This is a genomic window from Weizmannia sp. FSL K6-0777, from assembly GCF_038593185.1.
Classification (GTDB): domain Bacteria; phylum Bacillota; class Bacilli; order Bacillales; family Bacillaceae_C; genus Weizmannia; species Weizmannia faecalis.
Genome location: NZ_CP151971.1, coordinates 2758718 through 2778468, shown reverse-complemented (window position 1 = coordinate 2778468; position 19751 = coordinate 2758718). Strand labels below are relative to the sequence as shown.

The window sequence follows — 19751 nt, the reverse complement described above, 5'->3', positions numbered from 1 at the left end:
TAAAATCAAAGCGACAATTCATCAGTGAGGTGTTTTTTTATGAAACGGGGATCTACGCTCTTTTTACGGCTGGCGGTCATTTTGATTGGCATCCCAATTCTTGCTTTGTGCATCTTTGTGGTGCCGGAGATTGGAAAACTAGCAGCCCACCTGGTTCCGGATTTTGCGTTCATGGCATTTCTCGTGCTGCTTGTGATCTACGGGGCAACACTCCCTTTTTATTTTGCATTGTACCAGGCTTTCATACTCTTAGGTTTGATTGACAAAAACACTGCTTTTTCGGCAAGTTCCGTAACGGCTCTGAAAAAAATTAAATACTGTGCCGCAGCGATTGGCTTCTTATACGTGGCAGGCAGTCCGCTTTTTTATCTTATGGCGGATAGAGATGATGCCCCGGGAATTCTCGTCATTTGTTTCTTCATTATTTTTGCATCAGCGGTCATTACCGTCTTTGCCGCTGTGCTGCAAAGGCTTTTGCAGGAAGCGATTGAAATAAAAAATGAAAATGATTTAACGGTCTGAGGTGGAAAATATGGCGATCATCATCAATATTGATGTCATGCTGGCAAAAAGGAAAATGAGTGTGACGGAACTTTCGGAGCGGGTCGGCATAACCATGGCCAATCTGTCGATATTGAAAAACGGAAAAGCAAAGGCAATCCGGTTATCCACTTTGGACGCGATATGCAAAGCGTTGGAATGCCAGCCCGGCGATATTTTGGAATACCGGGAAACAATGGAGGAGTGACCATGGAGGCAACCGTTCAAAAGCATGTTCAGAAAAAAACGGCAAGGCTGCGAATGAAGCGGGCGCTCGTCCAACTTCTCTTATTTGCCCGGGAGCAGGCCCTGTCCTGTCTGTTTCCTGTTGTGATTTTTGCGTCATTGGCGCTGACAAAAATTGTGCCGCTCCCTTTTTTGCCGCGGTATGACTGGCTGCTTATCATTTGCCTTTTCACGCAATGGTGGATGGTGCATTCCCGGCTTGAAACAGTGGACGAATTAAAGGTCATTACATTGTTCCACCTGATCGGGCTTGCACTGGAAATTTTTAAAATTCATATGGGTTCCTGGTCTTATCCGGAAAAAGGGTATGTGAAAATTTTGGGTGTGCCGTTATACAGCGGATTCATGTACGCGAGCGTCGCAAGTTACATTTGCCAGGCGTGGCGGAGGCTTGAAATTAAGCTCGTAAACTGGCCGCCGTTTTTAATCGTGTTTCCGCTTGCTGCTGCCATTTACTTGAATTTCTTTACCCATCATTTTTGGATCGACATTCGCTGGTGGCTTTCCGCACTTGTTCTCGTTGTTTTTTGGAAATCCCGGGTTACATATGCGGTAAACGGCACCCGCTACAGCATGCCGGTTGCCCTCTCTTTTGTACTGATTGGCTTTTTCATCTGGATCGCTGAAAATATCGCAACATTTTTTGGCGCCTGGCAATATCCGGATCAGGCCCACGCCTGGAGCCCTGTCCACTTCGGCAAGGTAAGCTCCTGGCTCTTGCTTGTCATTGTCAGCTTTTTGATTGTGGCCACGTTGAAGCAGGTGAAAGGAAATAGGTCAGGCGGGGAAAAGACGGAGCAAGGCTGGGGAAATTGAAGCGGAAATCAATCAAAAGGATTTCAGGAACATTTTTTAGCCCCCGATCACCGGCTGTGCTTAAAACATACAAACGTAAGCTGGATCATCTTTAAGCATTTACCTAAATTGTTAAATTTGTGATTCACATCCATCTCCAAAAACCATCATTTCTGCCGATATAAAATGGAAAGTAAAATAAAGGCAGAAAAGAGGTAAGAGAACATGCAATTAACCGTCTCCCGCAAATTATTTTTGGTATTTGGATCTATCTTGTCACTATTGATCATTGTCTCAGCCGGTGCCTATATCGGGTTAAACAAGCTGGACAGCACGTATGCCAAACTGATCGGTGTTCAAACGAAAAACTTGGATTCCGCCAAAAATATAAAGATCAGTGTGAGGGAACAGTCAGCCGCAGTACGGGGGTATTTGCTGACCGGCGAACCGGCTTATTTAGATGACTATAAAGAGGCAACAAACAACTATAAAGCCCAAAGCAAAGCATTGCTGCGCCATTTGACCGACCCGTCAAACATCAGCAATGTAAAAGAGCAGCAAGCATTATTTAATCAGTACACAGCAATCTTAAATGAAGAAATTGCCTATAAACAAAATGGACAGGAGAAAAAGGCATTGCAGCTTGTATCCACTTCCGGGCGGCAAACAGGTAAGGAACTGGGCAATCAAACAGATGCGCTTGTGAAAGGGATCAACCACGTGCTGGATGTTGAAAAGCAAAAGACTGAAAAAACCGTGCATTTCCTTATTTTGCTGATCAGCAGTATCTCGGCCGTTTCCATTTTGATCGGAATCGGGCTGCTCCTGCTGCTGAGCCGGGCAATCTCAAGGCCGGTGTGGGTTGTCTCCGAAGCCATAAAAAACATTGCGGAAGGCCGTTTGAATATAGAAAAAGTGGATGTGAAAAATAAGGACGAGCTCGGGCAAATGGCCGGCTTATTAAATGAAATGATTTCAGATTTAAGAAATATCATCAGCCAGGTCAGCGAAGCTTCTGAACAGGTTTCAGCAAGCAGCCAGGAGCTGGCAGCGAGTGCCGAACAAAGCAGCCAGGTTTCTGAGCATATTGCCGAGGTCACCCAAGAGGCAGCTGAAAAGACGGATCACGAAATGGTCCAAATCCAGCAAGTGACAGCAACCGTTGAACAAATGTCACTGGAATTGCACAAAATCGCCGGGAACAGCGAAGACATGGAAAAAGCGGTTGAAATTGCAAATACGCTGACAAAAGAAGGGGACAAGGCCGTTTCAAATGTTCAAAACCAAATGAATCATATCGAAAAAACAGTTGCCAATGCCTCTGACATTATCCGCAGCCTGGAGAAAAGGTCTGAGGAAATCAGCCGGATTATGGGAATTATTACGTCCATTGCAGAGCAGACGAATTTGCTGGCTTTAAACGCAACGATTGAAGCGGCAAGAGCCGGGGAACATGGTCAGGGATTTGCGGTGGTGGCAAATGAAGTCAGAAAGCTGGCAGAGGAGTCCAAAAAATCGGCGGATGAAATACGGACGATGGTTTCCAATATCCAATCGGAAATGACACATGCAGTCAAAGCGATGGAAGAAGGCCATCATCAGGTCAATACGGGGCTAAAAGAATCTTCGGATGCCGGCGCTGCGTTTATCAAAATCTCTGAATCGATGGAAAATGTGTTGGGAAAAGTGCAGGAAGTGGCAGCTTCGGTTGAGTCATTGAATGACCAAGGCGCCCAAATTACAAAAACGCTGGAAGAACTGGCGGTTATTTCCACCAAGACCGCTGAAGCCAACCAGGAAAGCAGTGCAGCAACCGAGGAGCAGCTGGCAACGATGGAAGAAATCTCGTCCCTCTCTAACGCGCTTGCACATTTGGCTCAGGACCTGCAAGATGGCATCCAGCATTTTAAATTATAATATGCCAGACCGCACCATGAACCCCTTTAAAAGGTAAAAGACGGGAACCTTTCTGCGGCAAAGGGGCAACTCCTTCTTAAGTAAAATCGAAAAAGGCTGCACCAAAAGTCTGAACGCCACAAGAACTTGGGAAAAGTTATCCAGACCTGTGGAAATAATTGTGTATAAACATGCGAATTTTATTCTTTTTCCCTAAATTCAGGATGATAAACATGTTTCATGGCATCATAATAAAAATTTTTGGAGCCATAAAATCCGCGCAGGCTCTCAGCACCCCGTAGTTATCCGTGATGGGATTGTAAAAAATTTCCTGATTACACACGTTTCGAAGCCGGCATCCTATGCATGAGACGAAAGCAAAGGAGCCTGGAAATGCCAAATACTGGAGAAAACCAAACAAACGAGCAACAATACAAAATACCGGAAGCGGTCCGAAAAAGCCAAAACCATTTCAAAACCGGCCACGCTCCGAGCACCGGCCTCGAAACAGCCGGCGAAAACACGCCAAATAAGAGCACGAAATAGCTTCAAAAAACAGCCTCAAAAAATGGGGCTGTTTTTGCAGAAAAGACCCTTCTCCGTGTTTGAAATCAGGAAGGGAATCAGGCGGCCCATGCTGCATCGCTTTTTATAGAAAAGGGCATCGGAAAAGAAAATAACAAATGATTGCTGTATATAAAATGAACAACATTTCGCATCTTTGTTGCCTAATGGAAAAAGGAGTCATCAGTCAACGCCCGGACTTGATGTAAAAACTGAAGTTCATTTTATATCGCCTTCATTAAAATCAGGAGTGATAAAAAATGAAACGAAAACACCAAGTAACATTATTGTCATTAGTCACTGCAATCGGCATTGCTTTACTGCCATTTGCCATCGTAAAACGTTCCTTTAAGGATTGGATCATTGTTTATCTTGTCAGTGCTACAGGAAATTTGCTTGCTGACACCTATCTGGTAAAGAAAGGGTTTATTCAATACAAGATCCGGCCATTTCCTGATAAATTTAAGATCCACTTGCCCTTTGATCTCGTGCATTATCCATTGCTATTGCTTTACTACAATCAATGGGCGTTAAACAGCAGACCATTGAGCCAAATTTTTAAAGTGCTTCTGATTTCCCTCCCGCAAGTCATGATGGAAACCATCGCTGAGAAAAAAACGAACTTGATCACTTGGAGGAAAGGGTGGACATGGTATCATTCTTTTTTCAGTATGATGGGCAAATTTTTCATCTGCAGGCTCATCATTGCGTTTGTGAGGAAAATCAATAGGGAAAGGGTGTCTGTAACCTAACAGGCTGCCGAAGCTTTAACGGCAGCCTGTACTGTTTGGGTCTACGGGGCTTCCCCCGTGATTGTAAGACCACTGATTGAGCACCCTATAAGTGAAGTTTGTGGCTGAGGATCGGCATGAGATAAGCGGGGGACATTCTGCATAACGATTCATGTGGATGGAAAAACCTCAACTCATTTTATATAGCTGAACCTGACGAATGTCATGCTTCTTTTCCACTCAACCATCTTTTCTTCAAATCTTCTATCAACAAATCGGCAAGGCCTTCCTGGTATCCTGCTTTTTTCTTTAACCGCATTTCATTTGCCACCAAAAGCAGTTCAGGGGATTGAACCGCATCCAGCTTGGAAAGCCGGGTGGATATATCCTCTTCCGACAGGGTCAAAAAGTATGCATCCGGATCCATCCGCCAAAATACCGTTTGCCCCGGGAAACGGCTGCTGAGGCGCTCTGCCATGACAACGCCTTCCGGATCGAGATCACCCGAATAATAAAAAGTACAGCCGTTTTTTGCAAGATGTTGCAGCATGATCCAGGCAGCAGTGCGGAACTGGCCATGCGTGCAAATCACAGGCGCATCGGACACTGCATCAAGCACAGCCGAAGCGACACCGGAATTCTCAATGATCCAAACCTTTTTTCCCGCTCGTGGCCAAATATTCGTTAGCTGCAATAATTCTTTCACTGGGACGTTCATGACCGTCCCAGTAGATGCGGCTTCACGCCAGACCGGGTGCAGGCCGTTTTCGGTTTCCGCCAAAAATGCGCGGCATGTCACGAAACTCCATAAGTCATCCCGCATCAGCCCAGCATTTGCGTACAGTTCGTTCAATTCTTCCGTTGTTTTCGGCACTTCTTCGATCAGCCCTTTTAACCATTGGTCGGTGAACAAACAGTGGATAAAGAGCTTGCCCGCGAAACGGGTTTGATCAAAAAAATGCGGGTTCCCGGTAATACGCTGGGAATAAAACGGAATCCGTTCGTATTTCCCTTCTTCTGGAAGCATCGTGAAAGCTTTCCAAACCATTTTGAGCTGTGCGGACAACGTATCCGGGTCCTGCTTGTATGCATGCCAGATAAAACGCGTGTCAGCCGTTTTACTGGCAATCCGGCGCCACCACCCATTTCCGTCCGGCATCGTTTCCGTCAGCCGTGCCAAAAATTGTTCCTCTTTCTTTTTCTCAATTTCTTCCTCTTCCGCTTTGGAAAAAATTCTTTCCTTCAAAACCGCTTCAAGCAGTTCGACAAGGGTGTATTTTCCGAAAACAGTCGGTGCCAGCGCTTTTTCAAATGCCCGCAGCGAAATTTTGTTTTTCTCTCTGAGCAAATCAGGGGACGTGCCGGCCAGCCCGGCAATCGCCTCCAGTTCGGTGCGCGTAAAACCGGAAAGGCTGACTGTTCCCCCAATATGGCCGAGCGAACGGTATTTTTCTTTAAAAAGGTGGAACAGTTTCAGCATCCCCGGTTCCTTCCTTAACAGATCGATCGCATCCTTCATCATTTCAAACTCCTTTTCTCACGCCCTAACCGGATATCTTTTTGCCCGCTTTCAGGGACCATTTTACGCCGATTAAAAGAGACCGGAATGACTTCTGGCATCCCGGCTACGCACGGGTAGATGAACGCTTTTCAAAGCAGATCCGGGGTGGCGCCTGCCAATGATTCTTTCGGCTTCTCTACAATCGACCGTTTATGCCCATCCCACCGGTAACGGATCACTGTCACATAATTGGCGTTTTTCGGGCGGACAAGGTCACAGATGGCAAGACTGGATATGGTGTCATAATCACCCCAGAGCGCCTGCGAATTCATGATGTAATTGAATCCAAGCTGCTCGACGACTTCGAACATGTCACGGATATTGTTTTCATCTACCCCGGCAAACGCTTCGTCCAGCGAAATGATGTACGGCGCCATACTGCCTGCCTCCAAATAGCGCGAATAGGCTGCTGTAAAGAGCGGAATGTACATGGCCATTGCCTTTTCTCCGCCACTGAATTTGAAAAACGCGGTATTGCTCAGTTCGCGTTTCGGCTCGCCGGCACGTTTGTATGACAGCACGAATTGGAACCATTTCCGGTAATCGAGCACTTCTTTTAAAACTTGATGGAGCGTCGACCCTTCATTGCGGATTTCAATCAGTTCTTTGGCAGCCGCAATCCGTGAGCGGAAATGTTTCGTAATCCGGTTCAAATCGTCCTCGTTTAAAAACTTGCTGTTGCGCTGCAGCAACGCGACAAGATCTTTTGTATCGAGCTCATCCTCGGACTCCGCCGTTTTTTCCTTCCAGGCAATCGAAAAAGTAAGTCCGGACGAATTATCCCGGTTTCTCATGATCGCATCCATTTCTTTTACCCACTTGGCTGCCCGCTGGATCCGGTTCCGCAAAATGACGCCAACCGTATTGACGATAATATCTTCGTACAGCCTTCTGTCCTGCTCATCCAAATAACTTTGCAAGTTTAAAAGTTCTTTTTCAAGAGACTCGAGTACCGTATACGGGCTCACCCTGCGGCCGCGGTATTCCATCTGGATGAGGCGGCGGCCCCGCAAGCCTTCCCATTCCTTTTTGAACGTTTCGTAATAGTCATCGAGTTTTTCAGCGAACCAATCCGGCGGGTCCGCTTCTTTTGTAAACTCAGACATGCGGTATTCTGTTAAATTTGACTGTTCGTTGAAAAAAACTTTTGTCAAGTTTTCATTTAATTTTGCGCGGTCATACTTTTCCAGCACACCAGAAAACGCCGTCAAAATGCTTTCCGGTTCTGTGTGCTCGCTCTCCACGAAGCCGAGGGAAAGTTCTGCTTTTACGAGTTTCTCCCATTCCGCCGCCATATTTGTCCAAAACGTGGTACGCGTTTTGGCAAGAGACAAATTGGTGGTGCATTTTTCTAGTTCTGCTTCTTTTTTCGGCTTTTCTTCGTAGATCTCCCTGATTTTTTCCTCCGTACTGGTATATTCGTGTTGGACTGCCTGAATCCGGGCGCGAACCTCATCAATCCCCTGCAATTTCAGCTGCTGCTCAATCGCTTCAATATTTGCCACCGTTTTCTCCCATTCTGACCGGCGGATGTTCTCTTCACCGCGAATTTCATCGAGTTCCTGCTCTTTTTCAAGGATATCCGCAGCAAGACGCGCAAGCATTTTGCGCCCGGAAAACAAACGTTGAAAAATGAGCTCCAGGCTGTGAAGATGTTCTTCATAACTTTTCGCAGCTGCTAGTGCTTCATCGAGCGGACCACTTTGAAGGACAAGGTTCAAGCCGGCTCCTTGCTCATGCAGCTGTAGCCGGATGTTTTGCAAATGCTGGTATACTTGTTTCCAATCGCGGTCAATTTCTGTCAGAAATTCCTGTTCCTGTTTCAGGCTGCGCGCTGTTTTTTCAATCTGTTCTTCAAGGTCGCGTAAATCTTTGTCATCTGGAATGCCCGCTTTCCAATCTTCTGCTTCTTGTACTTTCCTAGCCCATTCCGAAAGGCGGTTTTCGATTTGCAAAAGGGCTAGGCGGATTTCAGCAATCGTTTGCTCTGTTTCTTTTATTTTTTCCTGCTGGTACCGTTTCCGGGATGTTCTGCCGATGAATTTGGAAGGTCCTTCATCCGGAGCATGGCCAACAAGGCAGCCGACTGAAAAAGAGCCATCCGCATCAATGTGAAAGCCGCTGTCCGACGGTTCAAGCGGAATGCTGCGCAACACTTCGTCAATGCGTGCGGCTGATACCGGGCTGTCATTATCCGGATCCGGCTTTAAGTAATCGGCAAGTGTGTAGCCGAGAATGTGCGGATTTGGACGGATAACCCGGTCGTGCACAGGTGTAACCGGTTCTTCCGTAATCAGGCTGTCCAAAATTCCCGTCTGCCGGAGTGCCGCTTCAATTCTGGCTTTTTGGGCTTCGGTCACATGATCCTGGAATTCCACCGCGGCATAAAAGGGGAGATAGCGTTTCCCTGCTCCATCGAGACCGGCGCGGAAAGCTTCCGTATCCTGAGGGCGCTCCGGATTGGCAAGTTTCAAGTTTTTCCAATACATAAGTGTTTCTTCGGCTTCAGCCAATTCCTGTTCTTTTGCCTTTTGCGCCTGCTCCGCGCGGGAAATTTCCTTCTGCACTTGCAAAATATAATCGTTTGCCGCCTTCACAATTTCTTCCCTGACCGCTTCATAACGGTTTTCTTCATAGAGCCCGTCCAGCGCGCCGGCAATGCGCCGGAGTCGTTCGTCTGTAAAGGGGAGGGCCGGATGCTGTTCAATCCATAAAAACACGGCATCTTCCAGTTCTTGTTTTTGTTCGGTAAACCAGTTCTCCAAATGGTCAAGTTGTTTACGGAGTTCGTCAATTTCCTGCTTTTTGGCAGATGACTGGCGCTGCAATTTCATATGCATCTCGTGAAGCCGCTCCGCTTCTCCGGCCAGTTGCTGCAACTTTTGCAAAAGTCCGCTGTGCTGTTTGATTTCCTGTTTCCAAACAGAAAAATCAAAAGCTTCCCCTTCATGCCGAGAAAAGTCTCCGGCATTGATCTCGTGCTGGGGGAAAGCCGCTTCTCCGGCATCCAGTGCAAGTTCATCCAGCGTCTCCTGCATGCTGGCTTCATCCTTGCTGTTTTCTGTTTCCAACCGGTCCTGTTCCAAGCGGATGTTTAAAAGCTGGCTTTTCTTTAATTCCCACTTTTTCTCCAGATCTGCTGCTTCACTTTTTAGCTTTTCAGACCTGGCCTGTTGCTCTCCTTTTTCTTTTTCAAGGCGCCATACCTCATGGTGCTGCAGCCGTTCCTGTTCCGCTTTTAAAACGTCGCGTTTCTGTTCGTTCTGTTTTTGATCTTCTGTCAGGTTTTCAATCACTCCGCGCAGGGATTCACAGCGAACTGCTAACGTACCGGCCTCCTGCTTTGCTTCCTGCAGCCTGCTTTCGGCCTCCTGCCATTTTTGGGCGCGTTCTGCCAAAATATATTGATTGTAAAGATCGTATTGGCGCACCAGTTTTTTTGCCGATTCGTGCTCTCTTTCAAGCTGTTCAAGCTGCTGCTCCGTTTCGTCCATGCTTTCAATCGTGTCGGACAAATGGCGAAGCTCGTCATCTGTCAAAGGTGGTAACGCAGACTCGAGAATTTCATAGATGACCGTCGGCTTGAAATCTTTTGACAATTTCGGGCTTCTGAGCTGAATCAAAAGCTTGATCAAATCTTCAAAAGCTTCCATCGACTGGAAACCAAAAATATATTTGTTCACCAGTTCCATATATTCTTTCTGCGAATGGACAAGATGCCCCCCAGACCCGATTCGGTTTTCAAGCTCTTTTGCAGACAACGGAATCCGTTCCGATTGGCGGGTGTGTGTCAATTCAAAATTGTAGCCGATCCTGCGGTTGTCAGTCAGGACAAAATACCATGATTTTAAAGTTTTGTGCCGCTTTGCCTGCATGCCGATCCCCGTTGTGATATACTGCTTTGTCCCTTGCTTTCGATATTCCAGAAACAAGTAGCCGGTCCGCTCGTCATGGCCGGACACTTCTTTTTCCCCAAGCAGATAATCTTCCATTTTCCTTGCTTTTGAGCCGAATGGATCAAGCCGATCAGGCGTCTTTTTCCCATCCAGCAAAACCGGCAAAATGCTTTGCATCGTCACCGATTTCCCTGAACCGTTTGTGCCGCGCAACAACAGCTTTCCGTCTGCAAATTCAAAAACTTCATCGTCATAATACCAAAAATTTAACAAGCCGGCGCGGTTCATCACCCATTTTCCTTCTGTCACGGTTCCTCATCCCCTTTCTCAAAATCAGCCGGATACTCGCCTGCAAGCACGCCCAACAGCGGTTTTATCCGGATCAGTCCCGCTGCTTCATCCGTTTCCGCCATCATCCATTCTTTCATCATTTCGAGCAATTCCGCACATACCGCTTTTGTACCGGCATCTCGAAAATGTTTCGACCACCCGCGTTCAAGGCGGGTGCGCATATCGTCTATCACCGCTTCCAACTCGCCTGCCGTAAGCAAAATTTCCCCCGCTTCATTGGGGACATATTTTTCCGGATGGTCGTGTAGCGTCTTAGACAACTGCAGCATCAGATCCGTGGAACCTTTTGCATTCGGGTAAACATGATGGTAACTCCGCGGTTCTGCGGCAGATAAAAATGCAGTGTTTTTGAAAACATGGAGTTTATAATGGCTGTGTTCTTCAATGTCCTCCAAAAGCCGGTTGCGGAAATTGCGGATATAAAGAAAATCAGGGTCCTGCATATCTTTCCGGTGCAGGCCAGGTGAGAAAAACAATTTCCGATACACCCGCTTACGCCGTTCATCTTCCTGATTTTGTTTCCAGTCTTCTTCAAGGAGCCCGGTCCAGTCCGGATAACTTGTAAAATCATCCGGAAAGCTTCTTAGAAAATAGCGGCTGTAAACGGTCGCTTCATATAGGACTTCCTGGTCTTCGTAAGTGTCGAACCTAGAAATATCGCCGTCTATTGTGCGAATCAGACTGAATTCCATCAGAGCTTGGACTGCCCGGATGAGCGACTTCCGATGAAGATAAAGCGTCCAGTCCAGCTCATCTTCTACAGGATAATTGTTTTGGATTTCCTGGCACATTTCCGACAAGAGAAACTGTTCATCCACCGCTTTTCCTTCCAAAAAGGAGAGCGCACAGCAAAAAATTGCATAATCCATCGGCTCCTGAAAATGCAGGATGCCCATCCAGCTTTCCGGTTCCACTGGGATTTTTTCGAGCTTGATAAAATGCTGATGGATGATCAGCCTAAGGCCAAATTTCTCGCTGATGTAACGGCGCAGCACTTTTTCGCGTTCGCGGATGAGCTGGTACCAGTCCGGGTGCTCGGACCGCAAAATCCAATAATGATGGAATAACAAGTCCATTCCCTGCACCGCTTTTTCATCAAAAATTTGTAACGGATCCATCAGCGCTCTCCTCCTGATCGTTCAAATACGACATCCGGCATGATCAGTTTCCCGTCTTCTGCATCGAGTGTGATGAGATGATCCGGATTCATCGCAACTTTTACGGTCATCCCGTAATCCGTTTTTACCTCATGGTTTTTCGCTGCCATTGATTTTCCAATCCAGCCGAGCAGCACTTTCCGGACAAACGGTTCTACGGTTCCAATTTCTGCAAGGCGAATCTCTCCGTTTTTCATGTATTTTTCAATCAGCTGTTTTTCCTGTTCGCGCTCTTTTAAATAGGCGAGCCGCTGTTTTTCTTTCTGTTCATGATTAGATCGGAAAGCGCCCGGCTTTGTTTTCTCGCGGTACCGGTTCGTTCGCGGCTTGATTTGCCGCATCTCCGGCTGTTCTTCCCATGTCTCGGCATGAAGATTGTCCGTTGTCGCTTCCTCCAGATGCAAATGCCTTACTGTCATCGCCCCGAACACGATCGATGACAATTGATGGGCCTCTTCAAGATTGCGGCATTCGGCAAACCATTTGGCCAGATGCAAATAATCTTTTTTCCGGCTCCGGAAATGTTGCTGGCGTTCACTGATCCGTTGTACATAACGGGCCATTCTCCGGATCATCTCATTTGTTTGCATCTGCAACATTTCCAATTCACTTTGGGAAGAGCTGCCCCCAAGAAACCACCGCCGCAAAGACCCCCAGTATTCGTGGAACTCTTCCAGCCATTCTTGTTCGGAAGCTGCCGTATCTTCCAATCGCGGAATTTGGCGCCTGTGTTCCACGAGTTTTTCAAAAAACGGTGCCAATCTTTGCCCATCCAGTTCACGCAGTCTTCCCCTGATTTGCAGGGAAGTTTTTTGCAACGATACGATAAAATCACGCAAATAAGCCGTAAATTGGTTTTTATATACGAGAAAGGCTTCCGTCTGCATCCGTTGTGACGTCTTTTCGCTGTTGATATAAGCGATGTAATCCGCCGTATTCGTCCGGATGGTCCCGAAAAAGTGAAAAATGTCATCCCAAATATGCATGTAATCGGCTGCAGGTTTATTCAATGGATGTTCCAGTTCCTCTTCCAGTTTTTCCAAAGAGGCGAGTAGGCGGTCAAATTGCGAACGTTCGAGCGATCCTTGGAACTGGTCTCCCAATTTTTCAAGCTGGATCAGCATCCGCTCGATTTCTACCGTGTAAGGTGTGCACTGGTAGCGGAATCTTTTTTTCTTATATTCTTCGATTGTTTTGGCATTGGTCATATCCTGGCGAGCAACCAGATTATTCCATTTCACAAGCTGGGCCAACTGCTGGTGCAGCTGTTCTTCCGCATAATCCTGGAAGGCCGGGAGCGAACGCAGATATTCGAGCACTTCCTCCGGTGCAATAAAGTCGCGCATCCTTTCATGTTGTCGATAAAAGAAGCGCAAAATCACACGGTATTGGGCGGCCGAATCCGCCGTCAGATAACTCGCTTCGACAACTTTCTTCATGATCTGATCCATTTCGTTTCACCACATTTGCTTGTATTACTTCTATTGTATAAGATTCGCAGGAATTTTGGCATGGAAAATATGTTTTTGTGGTTTTTTATCCTGGACTTAAATATGGCTGCTGCCAGGTGCATAGCATGGGGGGAGGGGCAAGTACAAAAATGAAAAGCGGAATCTTTACCGGCAGCCTGTACTGTTCCCGCGCTCTACGTGAAGGAATCTGAAAAACGGCAAGCTGTCTTCACTTTTATCCAAAAAAGGAAGCGCATCCCAAAAACCAGCGGTATCTACAAAAATCAATAGAATGCTTCCGGAACCGGTGCGGGCTGAAATAGATAAATTGAACTCAATTTTACTGCTTCTTTATGTGTTACAAGAATCCATGTTTATCCTGATCGTAATGGATTTTGACGCGAAAAACTTAAGTTCAGTTTATATAGAAAGGCTGCCCGGCCATTACACCGGGCAGCCTGTTAAATCTGTTATGAGCCGGCCAGAGGAAATGTCATGCTCGGCATCCAATCTGGTACGAGCCGGCCAGAGGAAAACCGCCCCCGCAGCTCGGCCGTCACTTTAAACTTCTTTTGCTACGGCATGTTCATGCAACGCCCCGTACTGGCGGCGGTAACGGATGACAAAGTACAACAGGGTGAGGATTTCGGCAGCTGCGATATAAATCAGTAGGATGCCGGCGTTTTGCCACATCACGTCGAACTCTCCGCTGGAAACCACCGCTTTAAATCCGCGCACGCTGTAGGTCATCGGCAACAGCGGGTTAAACCACTGGATGAATTTCGGAATGACTTCCAATGGAAAAGTCCCAGCGCTGCTCGTCAGCTGCAGGATTAAGATAACAATGGCAAGGAATCTGCCAGGGTTTTGCAAAAACGTAACCAAAAATTGAATCAGCGCCATAAAGGTAAAGCTTGTTAATACCGAGAACAATAGAAACAATGGCACATTTTTTACATGAATGCCGACACCCGAAAGGATGATCACATCTGCAATGACCGATTGCAGGATGCTGACAATCAGGAGTACGCCCAATTTGCTGAAAAACCAGCTGATGCCGTTTTTCGGGATGCCTGCCGATTCAACGAGCGGGTAGACGATTGTCAAAATCAGTGCCCCGATAAAGAGCCCAAGGGATAAGAAGTACGGCGTAAAGCCGGTACCGTAATTCGGCACCCTGTCGTAATGCGTTGTATGAAGGTTGACCGGATCGGCCATCATGTTGTACGTTTTGTTATTTGCCTGGATCTTGCTTGCTGTGTTGGCAGCATCACCCAGTTTGTTTTTCAGTTCCGCCGTCCCGCTCTTTAATTGTTTTGTCCCGTCAGACAAACGACCGGAACCGCTGTTCAGCTCTTTTATGCCGGATGCAAGCTGCCCGGATCCGGATGTGAGCTGTCCAGTTCCAGATGCGAGCTGTCCGGTGCCGTTTGCAAGTTTTTCTGCGCCTGCTGTGAGCCGCGCTGAACCAGACTGCAGCTCGTTTGTGCCGGAAACGAGAGAACCGGTCCCGTTTTTCAATGCAAAAGAGCCGTTTACAAGCTGTGAAGAACCGGATTGCAGCCGGCCTGTGCCTTCTGCGAGCGCTGATGAACCGTCTGCCAGCTTTCCGGCGCCTGTGGCAAGGGTTCCCGCCCCGCTATTGATCTGTTTCAGGCCGCTTGCAAGTTTTTCTGCGCCTGTTTGAAGGCCGACTGCCCCGTCATTTGCTTTTTTCAAATTCGGGATAAACTGGTTCTGTAAACCGGCAGTATAGGTCTGTTCGCCGGCATTTAAAGCCGCAATCCCGTTATTTAAGTCCACGGCGCCTGCGTAAAGTTTGTGCAAGCTGCTTTTGACTGTTTCTTTCGAAGGATCCTTGTCATTTTCAATATTGGCGTTCAGCTCTGAAATGCCCGCTGTAAGCTGGTCAAAAGCCGGATTCGTTTGGTTTGAAATGCTTGCAGCAATCGCATCTTCAGAAGGAACCGCAGCTTGGGCTTTTTGTTTTATCTGGTTAAACCCTGCGTTGATTTCGGCTTGCAATTTATCCTGCACGTTTTGTTTCCCGCTTTGAATACGATTTTCAGCCGCCTTCTTCATTTGTGCGATTTGCGCATCGGGCAGGTTTGCTTGTTTCCCCAATGTTTCCACAAGTTCGTCTGTTTGTTTAATTTGTTCTTCTGTCACTGAATCGATTTGGGCAGCCATTGCGCTGCTGATTTGGGATTGCGCGGATGTTAGCCCGCTATTGATTTGCCCGATGCTGTTATTGAGCTCGGTGGAAACGCCTTTTGCGACTTTGCTCGGCAATTCCGTTTTCATTTGCGTAACGCCTGCATTGAGCCGTGATGTGCCTTGTAAAAGCTGTGCCGGAATGGCTGTTTCTGCTTCTTTCATCTTTGATGTGAGCTGACTGCTTCCCGATGCAAGATCGCCTGCGCCTTTTTGCAGTTTTGTAGCGCCAGACAATAAAGAATTGCTGCCCGTTGTTGAAAGCTGGTTCAGGCCGGTGCTCAAAGTGGAGGTGCCGGCTGCCAGTTTTTCTGCACCTGAAGCTGCGTCAGAAATGCCTTTTGTAAAAGTAATGGAACCGGATGCCAGCTTTTCAAGATTCGCTTTCAATGCTTTTGCACCGGTATTGGCTTGTGCCGTCCCGTTGTTTAACGAAACTGCGCCGGCATAAAGCTGTCCTGCCCCGGCATTCAATTTTTGCGCCCCGTCCCCGGCTTTTACGATGCCTGCGTGAAGAACGGGCATTCCTTTGTTTAAAGCGACTGCGCCTGAATTTACTGCGAGCGCCCCGTTGTGTACTTTTGTGCTGCCATTTTGCAATGAAGCAGCCCCGGAAAGCAACCGCCCAGTCCCTTGTTTTAACACCGTGACGCCGTCATCCAGTTTAACAGCGCCCTCGTTAAGTTTTGCGGCCCCAGTACTTGCGGTTTTAAAACCGCCCGCCATTTTTTCGGCCGTTTGAAAAACCGATTCCGCATACGTTTTTGAAATTTCGTCCGCCATTTTTTCTTTTACTTTCAGCATGGCCGTTTCGCCGATTTGGCTGGACAGGAAGTTGTAGCTGTCATTTGGCATGTACTGAAGCTGAAGTTTTTCCGGATTTTTGGCCAATAGAGTGGTGGCGCTTTTGGAGAAGTTTTCCGGAATTCTGATTACCATATAATATTGGCGGCCGCGAAGCCCGTCCATTGCCCGCTGTTCCGATACAAAATGGAAATCAAAGCCGCCGCTTTTCTTTAAGTTCGAAACCAGATCTTTTCCGAGTGTGAGCTGCTGTCCATCCATTTTTGCCCCTTCGTCCTGGTTGACGACTGCAACCGGCAGCTGGTCCATTTTGGCATACGGATCTTTAAATGCCCAGAGAAACATGCCGGCATACAGGATCGGCGCCAGAATGACGGCAATGAGCGGTATCAGGACTTTCGGTTGGTGGATAATTTGTTTTAGTTCTTTTCCAAATAAAGTATAGCCATTCATTTTGAATGCCTCCTTAAATAGATGACTAAATTGGTCATCCGGTCATTTTAGGGTAAAAAAATAATGAAGAAAACGAAAAAACATGCTGTCACAGCGTTCTGCTTCCATGGCTGGGCAGCGCATCAGATGGCACCCTTTGCGTTCATGAGCACACATGGCTTTCTGCCGATAAACCTTTAAAAAAATACAGTTCAAACAGTTTTGAAATCTCTTCTTTCGACAGGGGAGGATGATTTTTCTCCCAGTCAAAAATCAGGGCAATATACATTTTAAACATAATAAATGCGGTTAGTTTTGGATCGCATGGATAAATGTCGCCCTTTTGCACCGCCTCCCCGATGTACTGGCTGATATAGTTCAGAATGGATTCTTCCACATGGTGGAGGGCATCCACTACTTCGGGTGTGCCAAGATTGACTTCCTCGTACAATTTGATGGCGAGCTGGTGCTTAAACCGGAACTCCAGCAATTGGTACAGCACGTGATGGACGTTTTCGTGAAAAGAATAACGCGCATCAATCGCTTCTTCGGCTGAATGTTTCATTTCGGCAATCAGGCTTTCCATAATATATTGGAGCAGTTCTTCTTTGTTTTTGAAAAAAGTATAAATCGTGCCTTTGCCGACGCCTGCCCTTCTTGCTACATGGTCCATCGTGGTCGCCTTGTAGCCGAATTCAGAAAAAGATTTCGCAGCTGCTTCCACAATCAGTTTTTTCCTGTCTGCCATTGCAACCCCCTCCCTTTTTTGACCAAATGAATGAATTGGTCAAGTAGTATATAAACGGCAAAAAAATAACGGTATGAATCCGCTTCCGTTTTTAGTATACCAGATAGTGGCCAAACTTGCATGTGACAATTTTTTAAATTGCCGTTTTTTTGGCTCCCGGATAAATGGCCTTTTATGACGATTTATCCGGGAAACCAGGATTTTCGGGCTTGATTTACTTGAAAAACAACTTTTAATTTCGTTAAAATTGCCGGCGCCCGGCTGTATGGAGGTTGTGTGATTTATTTGAAAAACAGCTTAGAAATCTCCGCTCGGTTAAAGTTTTACAAGCCGGTGTTGGTCTCCATTCGTTTGAAAGCAGCCTTTAATCCAAAAGGGGGCCGTCTGATGCCGGCAAATCCGGATCGATGACTTGGAACGGCCGCATCATATCGTAGTCTTCGTGTTCGAGAATATGGCAGTGCCACACGTAGTCGCCGGCATACGGGGAAAACCGCATCATAACGCGGGTGATCTGCCCGCCCGGTGCGGCAACGGTATCTTTAAAGCCGCGTTCGTTCGGTTCCGGCGGGGTGGCAGGGCCGGTGTATACGATTTGACCCGTTTCGTTATATAAATCTAAGTCAAATGGGCGGCGGTCCAAAATTTGAAACTGGATAAGATGGATATGGATCGGATGGGTAAAAGCCGTTGTATTGGCAAGCGACCAGATTTCGGTTGTGCCGAGCCTTGGTGTTTCCGTGACCGGATCCATCCATCTTTTTTTGTCCAGCAGCAACAGCGGGCGCCCGTATGAATCGGTTGCACCGGTTAGTTTTAAATGGCGGATGGCGCTTACGTTATGGCTGGAAGGAACCGGGATGGAAGATAAAGACCGCGGAATGCGGCTTGTGTCTTCTCCGGCAACCGGCAGCACAACTCTGAACTGCATCACATCGCCGGTTTGGTCGGCCGGATCGGCATTTGGACCGAGGTCATTTTTTAAAAGAATCGTCTGCCCAGCATATTCGGAAAAATCAAGGATCAAATCCGCCCGTTCTGCCGGTTCCAATGCCAGATTTTCAACTTGCACCGGCCGCCTGAGCAGCCCGCCGTCCGTACCGATCTGGTAAAAAGCCTGGCCGGAATCAAGGTATAACCGATAGGCCCGCGTGTTAGAGGCATTGACAATCCGGAACCGGTATTTTCGCGGTTCCACTTCCAAATAGGGCCAGACTTTACCATTTACAAGAATCGTGTCGCCGAGAAAAAACGGCACGACAGAGGGATCCGGTGTTTCGGGTCCCGGATTTTGCGGCTGGCGCGGATAAAAAAGAGATCCGTCATTGTTGAAAGTCCGGTCTGTAAGAAGCAGCGGAATTTCGTACTTGCCGGATGGCAGATGGAAAGCCTTTTCTTTTGGGTCGCGAATGATATACATGCCGGCCAGACCAGCATACACATTGAGGCGCGTAATGCCGATCGCATGGTCATGGTACCACAAAGTGGCGGGACGCTGGCTGTTTGTGTATTCATACACTTCTTTTTTAAAGTCCGGCCCGGTTTTGTTAAAATCGCGTGTAAACCAGGCTTCCGGATAGCCGTCGCTGTCCGGTTCAGTTTCCCCGCCGTGAAGATGCACAACAGTCCGCACTTCCGGAAAGTCTGTTCCCATCTCGTCTAAGATGGTGGTGTCCATCGGGAGGAAATGTCTTTGCGGCAAATGATTTGTCCATTTCACCCGTATCTTTTTCCCGTGTGGTACGTCAAAAAGCGGCCCGGGAAAGCTGCGGTTGTACCCCCATAATCTTGTCGGCCTTAAATCCCGGTGCAGCTTTTGCCAAAATTCTTCCATTGTGACTTCATAATATGCGATCCCGCCCTCTTCCCGCACCGGTCGGATTTTTTCCGCGAGCGGCAGGCGGTCAACAAACTTTTCTAAATTTGGGCTCAAACTCCCCACTCCCTCATCAATTGATGCCGTGCATTTCTAACAGAATATGAGCCATCAAGGCTTTTGGAAAGGGCGAATGGTACCAGCGGCGAAGATAACGTTTTTGCCTGAATTTGGCCCGCCGTATCAAAAGCATCGGCATGTTTGAAAAATGGTTGAGATGCGAGGGTATGTGTAAAATTTTACTCGAAGGAGCAAATGAATGGAAAAAAGGGAAGACACTCTATTATCTAAATGTACACAGCTAGATGAACATCTAGAGAGAGATCTTCCCATGGATATGATATCAATAATTGCTGGATGATTAAAGGGTACAAAGAGTCTTTATTGAATTTGAAGAACAGGTTAAAATTCTGATGCAGAAGGCTTTTACCCAATGAGTTGAAGACGTCAAAAAATTGAACGTTCACAGTAAAAAACATATAATAACCT

At 47.2% G+C, this 19751-nt stretch carries 13 protein-coding genes; 6 read left to right on the top strand and 7 right to left on the bottom strand.

Annotated features, from left to right (window positions below; genetic code table 11):
* Positions 1 to 39: 39 nt before the first annotated feature.
* From NST70_RS13345 to NST70_RS13320, 6 genes are all read left to right on the top strand, one after another.
* Positions 40 to 522: a DUF2975 domain-containing protein gene (locus NST70_RS13345; RefSeq protein WP_017550115.1), complete on the top strand. Its 483-nt coding sequence runs from the start codon at positions 40 to 42 to the stop codon at positions 520 to 522.
* A 10-nt stretch (positions 523 to 532) separates the two neighbouring features.
* The gene (locus NST70_RS13340; RefSeq protein ID WP_014097288.1) at positions 533 to 748 is read left to right on the top strand and encodes a helix-turn-helix transcriptional regulator; all 216 of its coding nucleotides are present in this window, start codon (positions 533 to 535) and stop codon (positions 746 to 748) included.
* 2 nt (positions 749 to 750) lie between these two features.
* On the top strand, positions 751 to 1602 hold the full coding sequence (locus NST70_RS13335) for a DUF817 domain-containing protein (RefSeq protein WP_035183773.1): 852 nt from the start codon (positions 751 to 753) through the stop codon (positions 1600 to 1602).
* Between the two features lie 204 nt (positions 1603 to 1806).
* Positions 1807 to 3498 carry a methyl-accepting chemotaxis protein gene (locus tag NST70_RS13330; protein WP_035183775.1) on the top strand — a complete coding sequence of 564 codons (1692 nt, stop codon included), beginning with the start codon at positions 1807 to 1809 and terminating at the stop codon, positions 3496 to 3498.
* A gap of 372 nt (positions 3499 to 3870) precedes the next feature.
* Positions 3871 to 4023, top strand: coding sequence for a hypothetical protein (locus NST70_RS13325; protein ID WP_014097291.1), 153 nt, complete (start codon positions 3871 to 3873; stop codon positions 4021 to 4023).
* Between the two features lie 278 nt (positions 4024 to 4301).
* Positions 4302 to 4793: a CBO0543 family protein gene (locus NST70_RS13320; RefSeq protein ID WP_328229677.1), complete on the top strand. Its 492-nt coding sequence runs from the start codon at positions 4302 to 4304 to the stop codon at positions 4791 to 4793.
* Between the two features lie 202 nt (positions 4794 to 4995).
* Here the strand turns inward: NST70_RS13320 and NST70_RS13315 are convergent, their stop codons facing one another.
* The 7 genes from NST70_RS13315 to NST70_RS13285 form a co-directional block, all read right to left on the bottom strand.
* Positions 4996 to 6291, bottom strand: coding sequence for a TIGR02679 family protein (locus NST70_RS13315; protein ID WP_342475297.1), 1296 nt, complete (start codon positions 6289 to 6291; stop codon positions 4996 to 4998).
* A 131-nt stretch (positions 6292 to 6422) separates the two neighbouring features.
* A complete protein-coding gene (locus tag NST70_RS13310) occupies positions 6423 to 10517 on the bottom strand; it encodes a TIGR02680 family protein (protein ID WP_035188882.1) in 4095 nt (1364 codons plus the stop codon).
* Between the two features lie 17 nt (positions 10518 to 10534).
* A complete protein-coding gene (locus NST70_RS13305) occupies positions 10535 to 11698 on the bottom strand; it encodes a TIGR02678 family protein (RefSeq protein ID WP_017550120.1) in 1164 nt (387 codons plus the stop codon).
* Positions 11698 to 13188, bottom strand: coding sequence for a TIGR02677 family protein (locus tag NST70_RS13300; protein WP_035188800.1), 1491 nt, complete (start codon positions 13186 to 13188; stop codon positions 11698 to 11700). Before NST70_RS13300 ends, NST70_RS13305 begins: the two co-directional genes overlap by 1 nt.
* Before the next feature lie 561 nt (positions 13189 to 13749).
* On the bottom strand, positions 13750 to 16659 hold the full coding sequence (locus NST70_RS13295) for a YhgE/Pip domain-containing protein (protein WP_035188796.1): 2910 nt from the start codon (positions 16657 to 16659) through the stop codon (positions 13750 to 13752).
* 142 nt (positions 16660 to 16801) lie between these two features.
* Positions 16802 to 17386 (bottom strand): TetR/AcrR family transcriptional regulator, encoded by a 585-nt coding sequence (locus tag NST70_RS13290; protein ID WP_017550125.1) that lies wholly within the window; start codon positions 17384 to 17386, stop codon positions 16802 to 16804.
* A gap of 364 nt (positions 17387 to 17750) precedes the next feature.
* Positions 17751 to 19319, bottom strand: a complete 1569-nt coding sequence (locus NST70_RS13285; RefSeq protein WP_014097300.1) for a multicopper oxidase — start codon at positions 19317 to 19319, stop codon at positions 17751 to 17753.
* Between the last annotated feature and the right edge of the window lie 432 nt (positions 19320 to 19751).